Source organism: Bradyrhizobium sp. WSM1417, from assembly GCF_000515415.1.
Taxonomy (GTDB): Bacteria; Pseudomonadota; Alphaproteobacteria; order Rhizobiales; family Xanthobacteraceae; genus Bradyrhizobium.
In genome coordinates this window covers 1,875,013-1,890,096 of record NZ_KI911783.1, presented here as the reverse complement: position 1 = coordinate 1,890,096, position 15,084 = coordinate 1,875,013, and the positions used below count along the sequence as shown (strand labels likewise).

The 15,084-nt window shown below is 57.5% G+C and carries 8 protein-coding genes and 1 pseudogene; 5 read left to right on the top strand and 4 right to left on the bottom strand.

The features are described from left to right. Nucleotides 1-223: 223 nt before the first annotated feature. Together BRA1417_RS45340 and BRA1417_RS0109090 are read left to right on the top strand one after the other, a co-directional pair. Nucleotides 224-1,273: pseudogene (locus tag BRA1417_RS45340) on the top strand (IS5 family transposase); the annotation flags it as partial. 406 nt (nucleotides 1,274-1,679) lie between these two features. After that, on the top strand, nucleotides 1,680-2,153 hold the full coding sequence (locus tag BRA1417_RS0109090) for a GNAT family N-acetyltransferase (RefSeq protein WP_245286158.1): 474 nt from the start codon (nucleotides 1,680-1,682) through the stop codon (nucleotides 2,151-2,153). Between the two features lie 279 nt (nucleotides 2,154-2,432). Here BRA1417_RS0109090 and BRA1417_RS42020 read toward each other — a convergent pair whose 3' ends face one another. Then, nucleotides 2,433-4,418, bottom strand: a complete 1,986-nt coding sequence (locus BRA1417_RS42020) for an argininosuccinate synthase-related protein (protein WP_035968402.1) — start codon at nucleotides 4,416-4,418, stop codon at nucleotides 2,433-2,435. Nucleotides 4,419-5,096: 678 nt separating this feature from the next. On the opposite strand from BRA1417_RS42020, the gene BRA1417_RS0109080 reads away from it, so the two are divergent. The 3 genes from BRA1417_RS0109080 to BRA1417_RS0109070 all read left to right on the top strand — a co-directional run bounded on the left by BRA1417_RS0109080 (nucleotide 5,097) and on the right by BRA1417_RS0109070 (nucleotide 7,335). Further along, the gene (locus BRA1417_RS0109080; RefSeq protein ID WP_027515560.1) at nucleotides 5,097-5,981 is read left to right on the top strand and encodes a DMT family transporter; all 885 of its coding nucleotides are present in this window, start codon (nucleotides 5,097-5,099) and stop codon (nucleotides 5,979-5,981) included. A gap of 298 nt (nucleotides 5,982-6,279) precedes the next feature. Next, on the top strand, nucleotides 6,280-6,708 hold the full coding sequence (locus BRA1417_RS0109075) for a hypothetical protein (RefSeq protein WP_027515559.1): 429 nt from the start codon (nucleotides 6,280-6,282) through the stop codon (nucleotides 6,706-6,708). A gap of 222 nt (nucleotides 6,709-6,930) precedes the next feature. Then, complete coding sequence (locus tag BRA1417_RS0109070; RefSeq protein WP_027515558.1) at nucleotides 6,931-7,335, top strand: hypothetical protein; 405 nt, start codon at nucleotides 6,931-6,933, stop codon at nucleotides 7,333-7,335. A gap of 344 nt (nucleotides 7,336-7,679) precedes the next feature. Here the strand turns inward: BRA1417_RS0109070 and BRA1417_RS0109065 are convergent, their stop codons facing one another. The 3 genes from BRA1417_RS0109065 to BRA1417_RS0109055 form a co-directional block, all read right to left on the bottom strand. Then, nucleotides 7,680-9,935 carry a di-heme-cytochrome C peroxidase gene (locus BRA1417_RS0109065; protein ID WP_084462143.1) on the bottom strand — a complete coding sequence of 752 codons (2,256 nt, stop codon included), beginning with the start codon at nucleotides 9,933-9,935 and terminating at the stop codon, nucleotides 7,680-7,682. Nucleotides 9,936-10,008: 73 nt separating this feature from the next. After that, on the bottom strand, nucleotides 10,009-11,382 hold the full coding sequence (locus tag BRA1417_RS0109060) for a hypothetical protein (RefSeq protein ID WP_245286157.1): 1,374 nt from the start codon (nucleotides 11,380-11,382) through the stop codon (nucleotides 10,009-10,011). 101 nt (nucleotides 11,383-11,483) lie between these two features. After that, the gene (locus BRA1417_RS0109055) at nucleotides 11,484-14,684 is read right to left on the bottom strand and encodes a hypothetical protein (protein WP_245286156.1); all 3,201 of its coding nucleotides are present in this window, start codon (nucleotides 14,682-14,684) and stop codon (nucleotides 11,484-11,486) included. Between the last annotated feature and the right edge of the window lie 400 nt (nucleotides 14,685-15,084).

The window sequence follows — 15,084 nt, the reverse complement described above, 5'->3', positions numbered from 1 at the left end:
CATCCACCGTACAGTTGTTGTCGCATGGACTTCTTGATCTCGATCAAGGCGCATGAAGTAAAGAATGGTCCGTGAAGAATTCCCAAGTCGTTGATTTGGAATCTGGAAACGGCTCTCTGAGGCAATCGAGTTTGCCGGGAAACGGATGTGGCGGAGGGGATTCCTTGCAAACTTGATTTGTGATTCACTCGCCTTTGAAGCTTTGGCGAGGGACCAGGAGGCGATGCGGTCACCGGAACGGCGGGAGACGGGAGAGCAGGATCTGTTCCGCTCGCGGTTCGACCAGATCATCAAGATGAAGCATCCGCTGGTGGCGCTGACGGTGGATTGGGGGTGCCTGGAGGAGCGGTTCGGCGAGCTCTACACCGATGATCCCGGCCGGCCGCCGCTGCCGACGCGCCTGATGGCGGGGCTGGCGATTCTCAAGCACACCGACGACCTCTCCGAAGAGGTGCTGTGCGAGCGGTCGAGAATCCTATTACCAATACTTCGGTGGCGGGGAGTTCTTCCATCACCGGCTGGTGTTCGACCCGTTCGTCGTTGACGCGCTGGCGAAACCGCATGGGCGAGAAGCGGCTGGCTACGCTGATCCAGGAGAGCCTGTCGGTTGCCACCAGGACCAAGGTGATCAAACCGTCCGAGCTGCCATGGGTGATCGTCGACACCACGGTTCGGCCCAAGAACGTGACATTCCCCATCGATGCCAAGCTTCTGAACCGGCCCGTGCGAAGCTGGTGCGGCTGGCGCAGCTGAACGGGGGATTTACGCCAGTCCTATGCGCAGCTGGATAAGCTCGCCCTGATCCAGCATCAGCGCTATGCCCATGCCAAACCGTTCAAGCGCGCCAACCGGATCCTGAAGAAGCTGCGCACCTATCTCGGCCGCTTCATCCGCGACATCGGTCGCAAGATCGAGGGGAATGGCGGGCTCGAAGCGGCGTTCGCAAAGCTGCTGGCGCTGGCGCGGCGCGTGCGCGAGCAGCAACGGCGTCAACCCGGTCCGAAGGTCTACTCTCTGCACGCGTCGGAAGTCGAATGTATCGGCAAAGGCAAGGCCCATCGGCCTTACGAGTTCAGTGTCAAAGTCTCCGTCGCGACCACCCTCAGCCAGCCAAGGGTGGCCGGTTCGTCACCCATGTGAAGGCGCTGCCAGGCAATTCCTATGACGGGCACACGCTGGCCACTGTGATACCGGACATGGAGGCGCTGGTTGGCAGCACCATTGCGCGCATCCTCGCCGACAGGGATACCGCGGCCACACTCGGCCCCCATCGCCGCGGCCCGACTAGCTCGAATCCTTCGAAGCGGGCGAAGTCCATCCGCCGCGAAGTCAGACGGACATTCCGAACGTACATCTCACTCTCGAGGAGTTTGCACGATTGTGATCTGCGTCAGTCATCTGTGCAGAAGAAACCACCGGCTAGGCAGCTTGCGCGATCAGTCGAGATCGTGCTTGAGATTCTCTAGCCGCTTGGATCCAAAGATCGTGGGTCGGGGAGCGCGTCTTGTTCCTGACTACTCGGTCGAATTTGGCCATTACTGGCGACCACGATCGGCGTTCGCCGCGTGGACCGATGCGATGCGATCTTTCGATCACAATGCCAGTCCTGGCTGCACAATGAAGAATGACCTTGAATATATCCGCAACTGCCGCTAGTGCCGGCTGGTTGGTTGAGTACAATGACGGGGCGTAAAGTGGAAATCAGGCAGGACGATCCGACGGCGCCATATGTCGCCGACTTGTTAGCATATCACTTAAGAGAGCTGCGCAGCGTCATGGGCGAGCACGCGCGAGCGCTGGACGCGACTGGCCTTTCGGGCGCGGCCGTTACTTTCTGGACGGCCTGGCAGGGTCATGTGCTGGTTGGATTCGGTGCTCTCAAGCAACTGGATCGCACGCATGGAGAAGTGAAGTCGATGCGCGCTTCGCCCGCCGCACGGAGGACCGGGGTCGGTCGCGCTATTCTACACCACATCATTGCTGAAGCCCGCAACCGAGGGTATGCACGCCTCAGCCTCGAGACCGGTACCGCAGCGCTGCACGCTCCTGCGGTCGCGCTCTACCGCAACGCGGGCTTCCTTTCCTGTGAGCGGTTCGCGGACTATCAGGAAAGCCCGCACAACCAGTTCATGAGCCTCGACCTCTCCACTTGAATGCCCTCAGGTTGCAGGTTGGTCGGGAGCTTGCCCATGCACCAGAGGAGTGATCGCGTAGCCTGATTCGACGTGCTGACAAGGGATCGAGGACCCACGACGAGAACCCGATGCCGGTGATCCCTCCACCCCAGGATGAGGTCGATGAACGTACGCTCTCCTCAGAGAGCAACGGAAGCGTTACAGATTGATAGTGCCCGAAATGCCAGAGGGACAACAGCCGAGGGGAACCAGCGAGCAAGCGCCAACCACATGATCGCCCTCGTCAGCGTTGAGGGATCAGTCGTTGGTGAAGGCGACGACCAGCACGTCACGGTAAGCAACTGATTTTTTCCTGTTAATCATTTGGATCGGGCTCACACCGTGCATGACGATGTTGTCATCAGCAATCATAATATCGCCCGGCGTCTCCAGCGTGAAACGGACCAGTTCATTTTCGTTCGCATCAGTTATAACTGTTTCGCCACCGTTGACATTGCATTTCCGCACCATGAACGAGCAGATGTAGTCGACGCCGTCGCGATGCAGACCCTCGGGACTCGGCTCCCCAGGCCTCTCGGTCGCGACAATACGGTACGGGTGCAATTTGATATTCCAGTTGAGATGGCCGGAGGCCGCACTGTAGCTAGAGCCCATCCACCGCATCAGACCTTGGAAAAACCTGTTCTCCAGAAATCGCCCGTCGATCGCCTCGAAGTGCCGTTGGAACCCTCCGTTGAGCCGATTGATCATCGCCGACTGTTCGTAGGGAGCGTGAGGAAGCAGAGCTAGATGGCCGTCATTCGCGCTGTAGAAAAGCTGACTATAGCGGCGAAAGCGATATGTTCCCCCGTCTCGCATATACTCGTCGAGCAGAAGATCATCCCAGCACGTCGCAAAATCATGCCAACTCTGAGGATCGTAGAAGTCCCAGCGTTCGAAGTTCTTCGCGCCGCGTTCTACCCAGTACCCATCGCTAGTCAATGCATCGACAAGCGGGGTGCCAACCTTTTCGATAGCCATAGAAGCCGATATCAAGGGAGTTTCGATTGAGCGCGACTTTGGGTTTCTTTTGGGAGTCTCGTCGAAGTAATTCCGCAAAAAATCAGCCCGCGAACGCGTGCCGCGCTCGCGGGCCTTTTCGATTTCCCAAGCATCACGATTAGTGAGGTAAAGCGGGCGGTCAGCGCGAATTGAGTTTGGCAGGCACGATTGATGATCGATGTCAAAGCGGACCGTTCCCGTCACGCGTTGAGCCAGCGACAATATGCCTGCTTCCGCGGCCGCCTTTACGTCCGAGTTCCATCTCCCTTCCACGGCTTCGAGCGTCCAACTTCTCTCTAAAGCTTGCTTCAGAATGATGGAATTCGCAGACAAGGTTGCCGTTTCCAGGTGCCGAAGGGCCTGCATCAAAATGAACGCAGCTGGGGCCTCACGCACCTCCAGAACCTTCTCGCCATCATCCAGGTGCTCCAATCCTAAAAATCGGCCAAAGCCGTAGGAGCCGACCAGCGCATTCAGGTGAGCAATTGCATCCGCAAACGCCACAGCTTCACCGTCGACCTGGACGAGTTCACCCTCCTGGATGCCGAGGGAAACTGAGCAAGGGCCAACGTCAGGTTGGCGCCGTGACCAAGTGAAAACTTCCTCCGGGAGCGTAAAAGCTTCGGGGTTGTCCAATGGGCCCGATTCAAATTCTCGGCACCAGATGTTCGCGTCACCGCTAAGCTTTCGACCGGCGTAATACGTCAAACCGTAGCTCGCCAACGCCCTCGCCTTGTCTTCGCGCGACAAGGCGCTGTATTCGTAAGGGCTGCCGAAAAGCCCTAAAAAGTCTTCGGCAGATATCGCCGTATTTAAGCGCCGCAGGCTGTTCTGAGACTGGTTCGCGGTGTGCAGCACGGCGCCCGCATTGCGCTCCAACGCGACGCAAACCGCGCGTTGCGCGACCAAGGGGCGAGAGAGAGATGAACTCACGGGGTAGATGTCGAGGTATTTCGCGTGGGCCTTAAGGGCTGGCTTCACGTATCGGTCTGCAAACTGCACCCTACGGTCTTCGATCAGCAATTCCGCGCCAAATCGCTTGGCGGTCGTCTCCAGCGCCTCAACTTCGACAGCCTCGCCGAGGTCAACACAAAGCGCCGTTACACTCGTAAAGCCCGCCTCATACAAGAAGCAAAGGAGGTACGAACTATCTAGGCCGCCGCTGAACAATGTCACGACTGGCGCGCTCTTGTCAGGAATAGAGATGAGGTCTTGGAAACATCGAATTTTTCTGACGGTCATCTGTGATTGCTCTCATCTTGACCAGCAGCGCAGCAGCTACAAGGGCTGTTCTGGTGTGGAACGTCGTTGATCTAGGCAACGAGCCAAAGCTCCAAACATCGGCAGCCCTTGGCTATATCGCACGACAAACGTTAGAAATCGTCTCGCAGCGAACCGCACAATCTCAACATCCCGCTTCTTCTGTGCGCCGATCGACGTAGGAAAGTCTCAGTCGAGACTCCACAGAGAAAGAATATCTGCCTTGTATTATTGTCATGCAACCTACCAAAACGCGTCGTTTGACTCGAGAGGTCATCTCTCGTCAACATGCATCATTCAAAAACGAGTGCACGACGCTTCTATGACAGCCGCAATCGACATATCATTTCCTCTCGATGAGGAATTGTTTATGGACCATCGCCTCAATATGAGCAGACTGCAAAAGCGCTACGTCAACAGCAGGGACTGTTCAGATTGGCTAATAGGGCCCCGAGTTCGGGCCGCAGTTATGGCGCGATCTACGAGCACCGATTCCAAACGGAGAGGCGATTTACTGAGGCAGTCCGTGCTTGAGCTGTTGGAAGGCTTGAAGGTTGAAGTCTTTACCTGCCTACCGATTCGGTCTCGAGCCAACGCCGAGTATCGCACGACCGCTGATGTTTCCGCTTCGGTTGCCTTGCGCTCGCAGGACGCGCGAACATGACCCTCAAGCGCAGTGCCTATGCAAGCGCGATTGGGGCTGCTGGCTTATGGGGCGGCAATTTCGTCGCGGTGCGACTTGCACTTGACCACTTCGATCCATATCTGCTGACCGCGTTGCGGTTCTCGATCGTAGCGATGCTGGTCCCTCTTGTCGGTTGGCCGCGTGTGCCTACGCGAACCCTGCTCACGTACACTTTAGGCTCTGGCATCGGCCAATATCTGCTGTCGACATTGGCAATCGATCTGGGCTTATCCCCCGGCCTCGCGGCGTTGCTGATCCAGTTTCAGGTCTTCATATCCTTGGCTCTCGGTTTCCTGATGCTCCGGGAACCGGTGCGGACGACCACGATTGTTGGAAGCGCCTTGGGCGTAGTCGGCCTTATCGGAGTGCTGGCCACGGGTGGCAGCAAGGCGCCGTTGGTCGCGAGTGCCATATGCCTGCTCTCGGCTGCCGGCTGGGCTATCGCAAACATGACGCTCAAGCAAGCGTCTGAAACGGTGATCCGTTTGCAGTGTGCGAGTGCGTTGATCTGTCTGCCTGCCGTCTGGGTTGCGCGTGCGCTGATGCGGCCCGCTGCCCCAGCGGTGGGCGAAGCGCTGACACAAGCGCCGCTCGCCGGCTGGCTGGCCGTGGCTTACGTGGCTATTGCGTCATTCGCCATGGCACAGATTCTTTGGGGCCGGGCCATTACTTCCATTGGTCTGGCTTCGACCTCCCCCATCGCACTCTTGATCCCAGTGTTCGGGGTCGCTCTGGCTGGCTTAGTGCTAGGAGAACATCTGAATTTTCAGGTACTGACATCGGCTGCGATCGTTCTCCTGGGCGTCGGCCTGCATGTCGTGCCAATGGCGTTGAACAGAGCGCCAGTCGCACGCGATTAAATTTCGGCGTAGGGGCTTCGCCCTCGACCTCGACTGAGCGACCCGCGCGCGGTGCTGCCTAAACGTCGCGAGGAGATCGGCGAGAACGAGACGTCAGGAACATGATCCGCATCGTAACGCAGCCTTTTTGATGGGCGGACGAAAGGGGCCTCTGGATAAGGCGTGGGCCACGACGCGGGTTGACCAGGGGTCAGTCAGCCTGTCACCACCGCTGACTTTCCCATAAACAGCCGCGATGCAATCGGTCAGGGCCGCCACTCAACGCCGCCGATGATCGCGATCTGGTTGCGAGCACCCCATGAATGAAATCATCGCTTCCGGTCAACAGCTGACCGGTCTCAAGCTTCATTGGCAATTTGCGAGCTGGAACGCTCGGCTTGAACAGGCGATCGCGGACGGTTCGAACGGGGTTGCCGAGGATTTCTATAAGGAGCAGGGTGGCGTACCTGAGATCCCTTTCGACATCGAAGATTACCAGGCGCTCCTCATCCCGCTGATTACGTTCATGGCGAATCCCGGGGCATTCAGGAGAGAGGACAAGGACAGCACTCCGACAGACGATAAGAACGACACCAAAAAGGCGGAAGCGAAGCAGGAGGAGGCCAGGAAGGAGGGATCGACGCGAGTTTTCATGGCCCTTGCCCGTCGGCAAATGCAATCCTGTCGTTTGGCAGGATCGGAAAGGGCGCGGATTGGACAACGGGTGAGCAGGAGAACGGTAAAGTAGCAATCTCGGCGCGCTTTGTTGAGTCCGAGGGCAAGCGCTACGGCAACACCTGACCGCAGGTCAAAGCGAGTCCGGCCGCTCCGAAACCGGGAGAACCATCAACTTACGAGATTGATTGGGATTTTGACCCGGGCACTTTGGCCGGTCTTATCGACCACAGAATTCCGGCCGTTGCGCCGACCGCCAGGCTTCCAAGGGTTTTTAAGGTCGCAATACTACACGGTGGCGTCCTGCTACCTTTTCAGGAAGGGCAATTTCGGTCTATCCGAGGTCGAGGTATGGAAGGATCGGGCGAACCGCAAGGAGCTGCATTTCAAGCCTGACGATATCAGCGACATGCGACCGTCTGTAATCGTCAATGGCTTCGACGATATGCGATCAGCCTATGGGCTCAAGCGCGCGTATGGCGTCGACCCCAGCAACGACGACTATGAAGTCGATTCCGGGTGCACCATGCTCGAATTTGAGCTGTCCTGGGCGCAGAGATTCCGGCGTGCGAGAGCGCGCATTGCCCTGGAGAAATGCCACCCGGGCAGCGCGCGCATAGCGACCCGGAGGGGCATGCAGGAGGAGTGCAACGACGAGACCGGTTTGAGCACGGCAACCCTGGTCACCCACAACTCCTAAAAACGGCATGGGAAACGTATGTACCGATCACGCTTATCCAGTAGCGGAGAAGGGGAGTGCTGCTGGCGACAGCACAAAGAGCTGCAGGATGTGCGTAGCTCAGCCTCAGACGGGAATTTTGCTCAAACACGCCGCCCACGTCAAGTCAATCCTCATTGGAGCAGCGGAAGTCGGCTGGTTCACATTCCTTCGACAATCTGTGATATGCGACGGCGTTTGACCCACCTCAGCGGAATACGCGAGAAGCGACCGAGGGAAGAGCTGCTCGTATGGACGAGATGAGCCAACGGCTTCGACACTTCGAAACGTCTCGCTTTGATTTTCTCGTGCGGGCAACGGACCTCTCACAGCGTCTTGAGATACTCGACAAGTGCGCGCCGCTCGGCGTCGGTCAATTCTGGCCCGATGACACCAGGCGGCAGCTTCGCTAAGTCGGTTTCCTTGCCTTCAAACGAATGTCCACGATTGCTGTTCCCAAGCAGCGACACATTGAATTCCGTCAGACCGGCCGCACAGGCGTCGCTCGCTTGTGTTTTCGTAACAAGCCCAACATTGACCGGATCGAATTCGCGGCTGCCAACGCAGAAGGACGTTGGCCGCTCCTTCTGCGGCAACAACATGTGTCTCAGCGTCGGCACGGACCCGTTGTGCAGATACGGAGCTGTCGCCCAAACACCATCCAACGGGCGCGCCCGATATTGAGGTTCGAGCGCAAGAACATCTTCGTCCTTTCCGTTATGGTTCGCTCGGGCCCCAACGTAGACTCGTTGGTTTTGACAATTCTTCCTGGGTCCCCAGATCTGCTGCTTGGCTTCTTCGGAGGTGCCGTTCGCAATCAGCCATTGGTCGATTGTCTTTCCGACCACGTCCATGAGTGCGAGTACGAAAAGAGGATCTGCCCCTTTGTTCGCTGAAAGGCCGCAAGCCCAGGCTTTGTTGAGGTCATCGACTGGACTCAATCCAAGTGACTCGGGTAGGTGAACGCGGCGCGTGGTGAGGACATCGGATTGTTGACGATCGGTACCAATCGCCGTGACCGGCATCTGGACCACATTGAAATAGTGGCGCCCCCCTATGTCCACCCAATTCTTCTCGTTCTTGGCGGAGCGATCGGGGTTCTCCGGCTTCCAGAACGAATCCCCCGGCCATCTTTTGTCGAAGGCAGGATCGTTGACCGGGCCTCGGTGGCATTCAAAGCAGTGCGCGCGATAGAGATCGCGGCCTTTTTCAACGAGCTTTTCGTCAATGCCCCATGCTGGGTCGCTCCGGAATTTTTCCTGAGCGTCCTTCCACTTGGGCGCTACGAGCCCGGTAAATTTTCTGCCGCTTGCATCGGCCGCCGAAAAAGGATCCGCGCCGCGCAGAAGCTCTTCGAACCGCGCGATGTCGGATAGATGTATCGATGAGGCAAAAAGCGGTCGTCCGGGCGCGGGCGCGGCCATATTGATTTTCGCGCTGACACCGAGCGCCTCGCCTGAATTGCGAACAAGTTCGTTGAGAACGGAGGCGTCATATTGCGCCCACAGGAAATACGGCGTGTCCCAGATCGGCGGAAAGCTCACGGGCGCATCGTGGCGGGCTAAGTTGCCCTTGAGGAGTGGATCGGCGAGTTCGCCGGTCAGGGGATCGACTAGGTTGCTATAGAAAACCTGGTTCCCGATCCGGTTCAGCGCGTCAAGTCGACCGAAACCTTCATCGAGATCCGCAACTCCCTGTTCCGTCAAAAGCCTATCGCCCTGCGCCTTTTGTTTTTTGATCTTTTGAAGTGCAAGGTCCAGATCGCTTCGAAGCAGCTTTCGATCAACGCCTTGACCTTTGATCTGCTCCAGCCTGCTGGCGAAACGCTCAAACCGCCACGGCAAAATCAGCGTGTAGCCGATAGACAGCCCGACGACTCGTTCAACCTCCCCGAGGTTGACCATCGCCGGCCCACCGTCGAACCTAAGGCTGACATTTTTGTACTCCAGATGCCCCGTATGACAGGCGGCGCAGGTCAATCCGATCTGATCTTCGTACGAGCCTCCCGTCGCCGGGTCGACGCCGCCCTTAAGGATGGCAAACCCGACAGGCAAGCCATTTGGATTGTCGGGTAGGTTTGGAGTCCAACCGGGGCTCCCACCGCCCGCATTCGACCCATCCTCGCGATAACCGTATGAGGGCGCGTTACGGGCGAAGTCCTTTGAGCTAGGACTTGGGATAAAGCCAAGGCGGCGCAGATAGTCGTCGTCCGTCAAGCTCGTGTAAGAGAAGGACAGCTCTGGGCGCTCCAACGCCAGGAACCATTGATAAGGAACAGGTATGGTCGCCGTCCCCTGCGAGGTGTGGTGAAACCAGTAACGCTGGCGCGAGCTCCAATTCTGCGGCAGCCAATAGGCGCTTTCGATTTTCGACGGCTCCGGCAAGGTAGCAGGCAGCAGTTGAGCGAGCAGATTTGCGTCGTTCTTGATTTTAAGAGCTGCATCGCGAACCTTCTCAGGCGCGAAATACACCAAGCCGGCCGACACAATCGCGACGACGACGATTGCGAACAACAGCCCGGCGACATGAGGCCAGCGCCTCACCCAGGAATAAAGGCGAGAGCCGAAAGAACGTCTCCCCATAGCAAGTACTCCATCTATCTCTTTCGCGCGTTCAGCCCGGCCGGCGGGCAGCCGGAAACGGCGACGGCGTCTGTTACTTGTTCAGCAATTGGATATTGATGAAGGCGACCACGTCGGCCGTCTCGGCTGCCGCGCGCCGCGTTATCGTCGCCGCCGCCGGTCCGCCCTGCAAGAACGATGGGAACCAACCGAAATTGCGAACATTCCAGTTTTCCTTTGGCAAGACCGCCCGGTCCACGCCCGGCACCGCGAAGTTTGCAACTTTCCTGACGAGTGGCTGCGCCGTCTCGGTGTGACAGCTGACGCAATCCGTATTGAAGAAGTGGCTTTTCTTCGGGTCGGCAATGATATTGACGATTTCGAGTATGCGACTGTTGGGCACGTTGCCATCAATGAACTCGGATGTCGAAACACCCTTGCGATCGGCCACTGCTAAAGGCGGATTCTGCAATGCCGCGTGACGACAGGTGATCGGACTCTGATTGTTGGTAATCGGCTGCGGGATGACGTGTTTTCCGCCAATGATGCTGAACATCTGCGCTGCGTGTACGCCATCAAGCGTCGGGCCCGGCACGGGTATTAAGCCAGCCTGCGGGACCCTTAACATCGAGACGAAAATCCAGGGCTCGGGCGGCGAGATGCCCATGACAGCCATGGTGTTGAGGCGCTGCGGTGAAAGATGCTTCTCAAGTAGGGCCTTGAGTGCATCACGAAACGCCTTTGCCGATGCCCCAACAAGGCCCGGATGCACATTCAGATCACCAGCAGTCGAGATTTTGACATTGCCAAAATGTCCGGCTGCAAGTTGATCGCGCAAGGTCGCGATGTCACGAATGATTGCCTTGAAGGCTTCATCATCCGGCTTGAACCGCGAAAACGGCGCACAACCGTCGAGAGGCGGATCCGGGTCGAGGCTAAAGTTAAAGATGAGGTGGCCGGCGGTGTCATGAACTTTGAATCCGTCTGGTCCATTGGTTACCGGCTGAATGATAAGGCGGATTTGCGGCTGTCGGCCAAACTGGGCAATGACATCCGGCGACAATCCCGGCGCGCCCGGGTCGATTCTGATGCCGGCAACAAACCAGGCGTCGATTTTTTTCACGGCATCGGGCAGCTGGATGTGGCGTACGCCTGAGTCTGGCACTCCTGGACGCTCGGGATGCTCGGCGTTGGCGATAAAGCGTGCAAAGTCTGCGTCGGAAAAAAGTCGCTGCGGAGCTCCTATGGGGCCGGCGAGATCGGATGCCGCGATCAGATTGGCCAGATCAGCCGACGACTGCGGTGAAGGGAAGAGGATGGACACATCGTTGGGCGAAAGCGGCTTTGCGGCCGTTTGCGCCGGAGCCGCTCCCACCCCCAAAGCCGTGACGAACACCACCCCCGCCGCAAACAGTCTTGCAAGCCGTCGACGAACACTTGAGCCGCACATTTCACCCCTTGCCGTCATTGGCAATCCCCCTTTGAGACCTAAAACGTTCAAACATCAGTCGTCGAAATCTCGGCGCAACGTTCACTCAACAAGCAAAACGGACCGGCGGCTCAAGCTTCTCATTCGTCACCGTAGAACTGGCTTTGCAGGGTCTTGATTTTCGTCGGATGCAACGCCTCCTCGATACAGCCGAGGAACATCTCACTCCTTGCATTGACGCGCGCGCCGTCAGCCGGGGCATGTTCCATGTCCGTCTGCAATGCACGCACGGCCGTCCAATCCTTCGCACGATCTTTCAGCAACTCGAACAGTGTCTGATGGTTTTCGTAAGGATGGAGTCGAAAGTGAGCGAACGTCACCTTGGCTGCAATCTTTGCATCCCTTAGGGCGTCGGGAAGCGTTAGCAGATCAAGTCCTTCCAACTCGTCAAGCTGTTGCGTTTGCCTCTGTGCTTCCAGATATTGTTCGCGCCCGACCAATTGATACATTCCTCGCGGACGAAACAGCCATCCGTCATCCGTTCCGGGCTGATTTCCGAACGGGTTGCCGTCGTAGCCAAGAACGAAGTTGGCCAACTCTTTGGGATGGTTAAGCAATGAGTTCGCGTCGACGGCCGGCCTGTTTGCGGCCACAAGCTTTGCGTTGTTCTTGTCGATGCGATCGCGCCATTTCTGCGGGAGTTGAGACACCGCGCTGTAAGAGAAGTTCTCGCTGCTGCGCGTAAAGTCGGAGCTGTCGTAGGAGACTGATCCCAGAATATAGGCCAGGATCCGGGGATCCGTCTCCTCGACGCGATCCCATTCTTGCAACAAGGCTTTGACCTGCTCGGTCTGAAAATATGCCATATAGCTCTTGCGATATGGCGGAACAGGTGAAGGGGCCGGCGAATGGTCCTTGCTCGATTCAGTCAGCTGGTGCGCGTAGGATGCGACTTTATCCTGATATTTCTCATACCCGCGCTTTTGCAACCAATTGCTCTCATAACACGCAAGCAATGGCTGTGGCTTGATCTTTGGAGTTGGTCGATATTCCTTGGCTAGCTCGTCGGCGTAGGCAGCCTGTGCGAGTTTGGCGTCTTTGAGCGTTTCAAATGCGGACGCGACCGATCCATTCAGAAGATGAAACAACTTCACTTGCAGGCAATCAGCGTTGCTCTGCCGCTGGCGGGACTGATCGAAGTCGTCCTTCGGCACGCAGTCCCAAAACCGGCCACTGCTCAGTGAGATGATATCTTCGGTCTGCTGGGACAACGTCCACCCGAGCGGAAGGCTATAGAACAAGCCTGTTATGTCGGTTCGGCCGAAGGCTGGAAAACGCTGCACGCTGGGGGTGACTTCCGCGTCCGGCCGACGATCGATGCTGGTTGCATGATGGAGCGCGACATAGGTTCGGGAGCTTCGCGTGCTCAAGAGCGCGCGTACCGGCTCCATGAGCTCACCGAACATGAATGAACCATGATCACCGAATTGCCCGCTCACCAGGGACAGCAGGTAGATCCGGAATTTTGGCGCGTCAGAAGTGCCCTTGATGCTGTTAAGCTTCTCAATCAGGTCGAGCGCGGTCTCGATCCCCGAATTCTCCACATATCCGCCATCCACTAGGCGCGCCTGCGGGTTGGTGGTTATGCAGTCATTCTTCAATGAGACGGTCGCTGCCGGTGTCACCCATGGAAACCGCGCGCTCGTGAATGCGGCTGTGCTGAGCGGAATCCGAACTGAGTGGCTCTTGACCGTTTGGTCGGCCCCCGTTGTCACGCGTTCGAGGCTCGCGAGAATACACAGGTCCGTGTCATTCGGGTGTAGCGGATCGAAATCGAAGGGAGAGATGACGGCCCGTTTGCCGCTGCCCGCATCTGTCGTGTTGAACAACAGCGCCGGCATGTTGTTGCCGGCTGTCCAATGGGACTGAAAGTCGGCCCTTAGCAGATTGGATTGATCGCCGGTGCCCTTGTGGCTGTCGAGCATTCTGTCGCCGGCGTTCTCCAAAGTATATTCCAGAAAACGCGCGCGATCGAAGGCCGGGATCGCGACCGGAGAGAACATCTGAGTGAAATCGGTAAAGAGGAAGCCGGCAACCAAAGGCGACAGAAAATCGGTCGCCAAGACGCTTGCAACGCGCTGCTCCACTGGGCCGGGGGCATCAATATCTTGGACTCGTCCGACACCGGCCAGAAAGTCCGCGATTTTCGGACATGTCTTTCCGTCGGCGGCATTCGAATCAAGGGACGCATTCTCGGCGTGGAGCGCAGCGGCGAAGATGGCGGAACCGACGCTGCCTCCGGAGACAGCGCTTATCGCAAAAAGGTGCTGTCGAAATGCCGGACAGAGATCCTGCATCCTCGCAAGAAACCGCGCCGCATTATTGGCAGCATAGATACCTCCTCCTTGAGCCGCGACAATGAAGACGGGATATTCGCCGAGCCTCCTCGCTTCTTCCAGCCGCGGCTTCTGTAAGAGCCACTCACGGAACGCCGCGACCGCAGACACGCGCGCGTCTTTCGGCAGGCTGTTTGCTTCAGCGACGGTGCGCAGTTCGTGGTCGTCGCCTCCCAACAAGGAGGCAAGCAGAAACAAGCCGCCAAAGACAACCGGTATAAATGGAAAGGTAAACTTGATCGTCAGTAGGGCGAAGTGGACGGTGAGACCAACGACGCAAACCGCAAAGAGAGCGATCACGCCGAACGATCCGAAAAATTGTGCGAGCCTATCCGGCAGCAGGATGAATGCTGTTGTCAACAGGACGATGCCCCCGATCGTGAGCGCGAGAAACCTGTAGCGGATGAAGTAGCTATTGTTGGCGCGGCTCGCGAGATCAATCGATCGATCTCTTGATCCCATCCGCCACGTAAATATCACGAAGCAGACGAGCATGATCAGCATGGCGATTGCGAGGATGAGCAGCATGTTACGCTCAAACGCGAGCGCGTGGTCCTGAATGCGAAAGATACTTCCGACTTCCTCGATCTCCCCGACCTTTTTCGTTGGGCGCGACGCGAATTGACCTGCCGTCGCGGCGATTATCGGCAGCGCTCCGAGCAAAATGGGCGCAAGTCTTATGTAAAAGGCCAAACGACCCGTAGCGTGGGGGATTTCCGGCAGGGACGCAGTTGTGAGCTGAAACGCGCCTGCCCAGATCGTTACGGCAATCACGCCCAAGGCGGCGAACTCCCTGACGGTCACCCAACCAATGTCGTCAGCGGCTATCCGATAGAGCTCCTGGATCTGATCTGGCAGATACAGCAATATTGAGATGGATACCGACAGGACAATCATCCACCGCAGGTTGCGTAACAGGGCAAAGAGCTGTTCGCGCACAGTCATCGCATCATTTCCCTCAGAGGTTCGCGGAGATACTCACGGAGTTAGTGAAGCAGACGCGGATTGCGGACATTCGTGCTGCTGGTACCGAACAGGATCGCGCCCCGTGGCATACAGGGGACCTGCAACATAATAAATATGGCGCGCTTGCGAGAAGAGCGTCGAAATTGATGACTTAACCTACAGTAGCAATCCGGCTTTGTCGACGGTGGATCGAGGTTTTTCGACGCGGAGTACCCGAGACTATGACGAACTCGTTGGCTACATTGCCAGTCCACGCGGCAAGCACACGCCTTTGTGCGTTGCGTACAACATTCCTCGGTCTCCCCTCGATAGATCGTCTTCGCTTACTCGCCGTCGGACATGCCCGGCGCGGTCAACGTACCGTACCTTGGAGTCAAAG

Bases quoted from the DNA above. Each gene is read 5' to 3' on its own strand.
- BRA1417_RS42020 (WP_035968402.1), bottom strand. From the start codon at position 4,418: ATGACCGTCAGAAAAATTCGATGTTTCCAAGACCTCATCTCTATTCCT.
- BRA1417_RS0109065 (WP_084462143.1), bottom strand. From the start codon at position 9,935: ATGGGGAGACGTTCTTTCGGCTCTCGCCTTTATTCCTGGGTGAGGCGC.
- BRA1417_RS0109075 (WP_027515559.1), top strand. From the start codon at position 6,280: ATGAATGAAATCATCGCTTCCGGTCAACAGCTGACCGGTCTCAAGCTT.
- BRA1417_RS0109080 (WP_027515560.1), top strand. From the start codon at position 5,097: ATGACCCTCAAGCGCAGTGCCTATGCAAGCGCGATTGGGGCTGCTGGC.
- BRA1417_RS0109055 (WP_245286156.1), bottom strand. From the start codon at position 14,684: ATGACTGTGCGCGAACAGCTCTTTGCCCTGTTACGCAACCTGCGGTGG.
- BRA1417_RS0109090 (WP_245286158.1), top strand. From the start codon at position 1,680: ATGACGGGGCGTAAAGTGGAAATCAGGCAGGACGATCCGACGGCGCCA.
- BRA1417_RS0109060 (WP_245286157.1), bottom strand. From the start codon at position 11,382: ATGACGGCAAGGGGTGAAATGTGCGGCTCAAGTGTTCGTCGACGGCTT.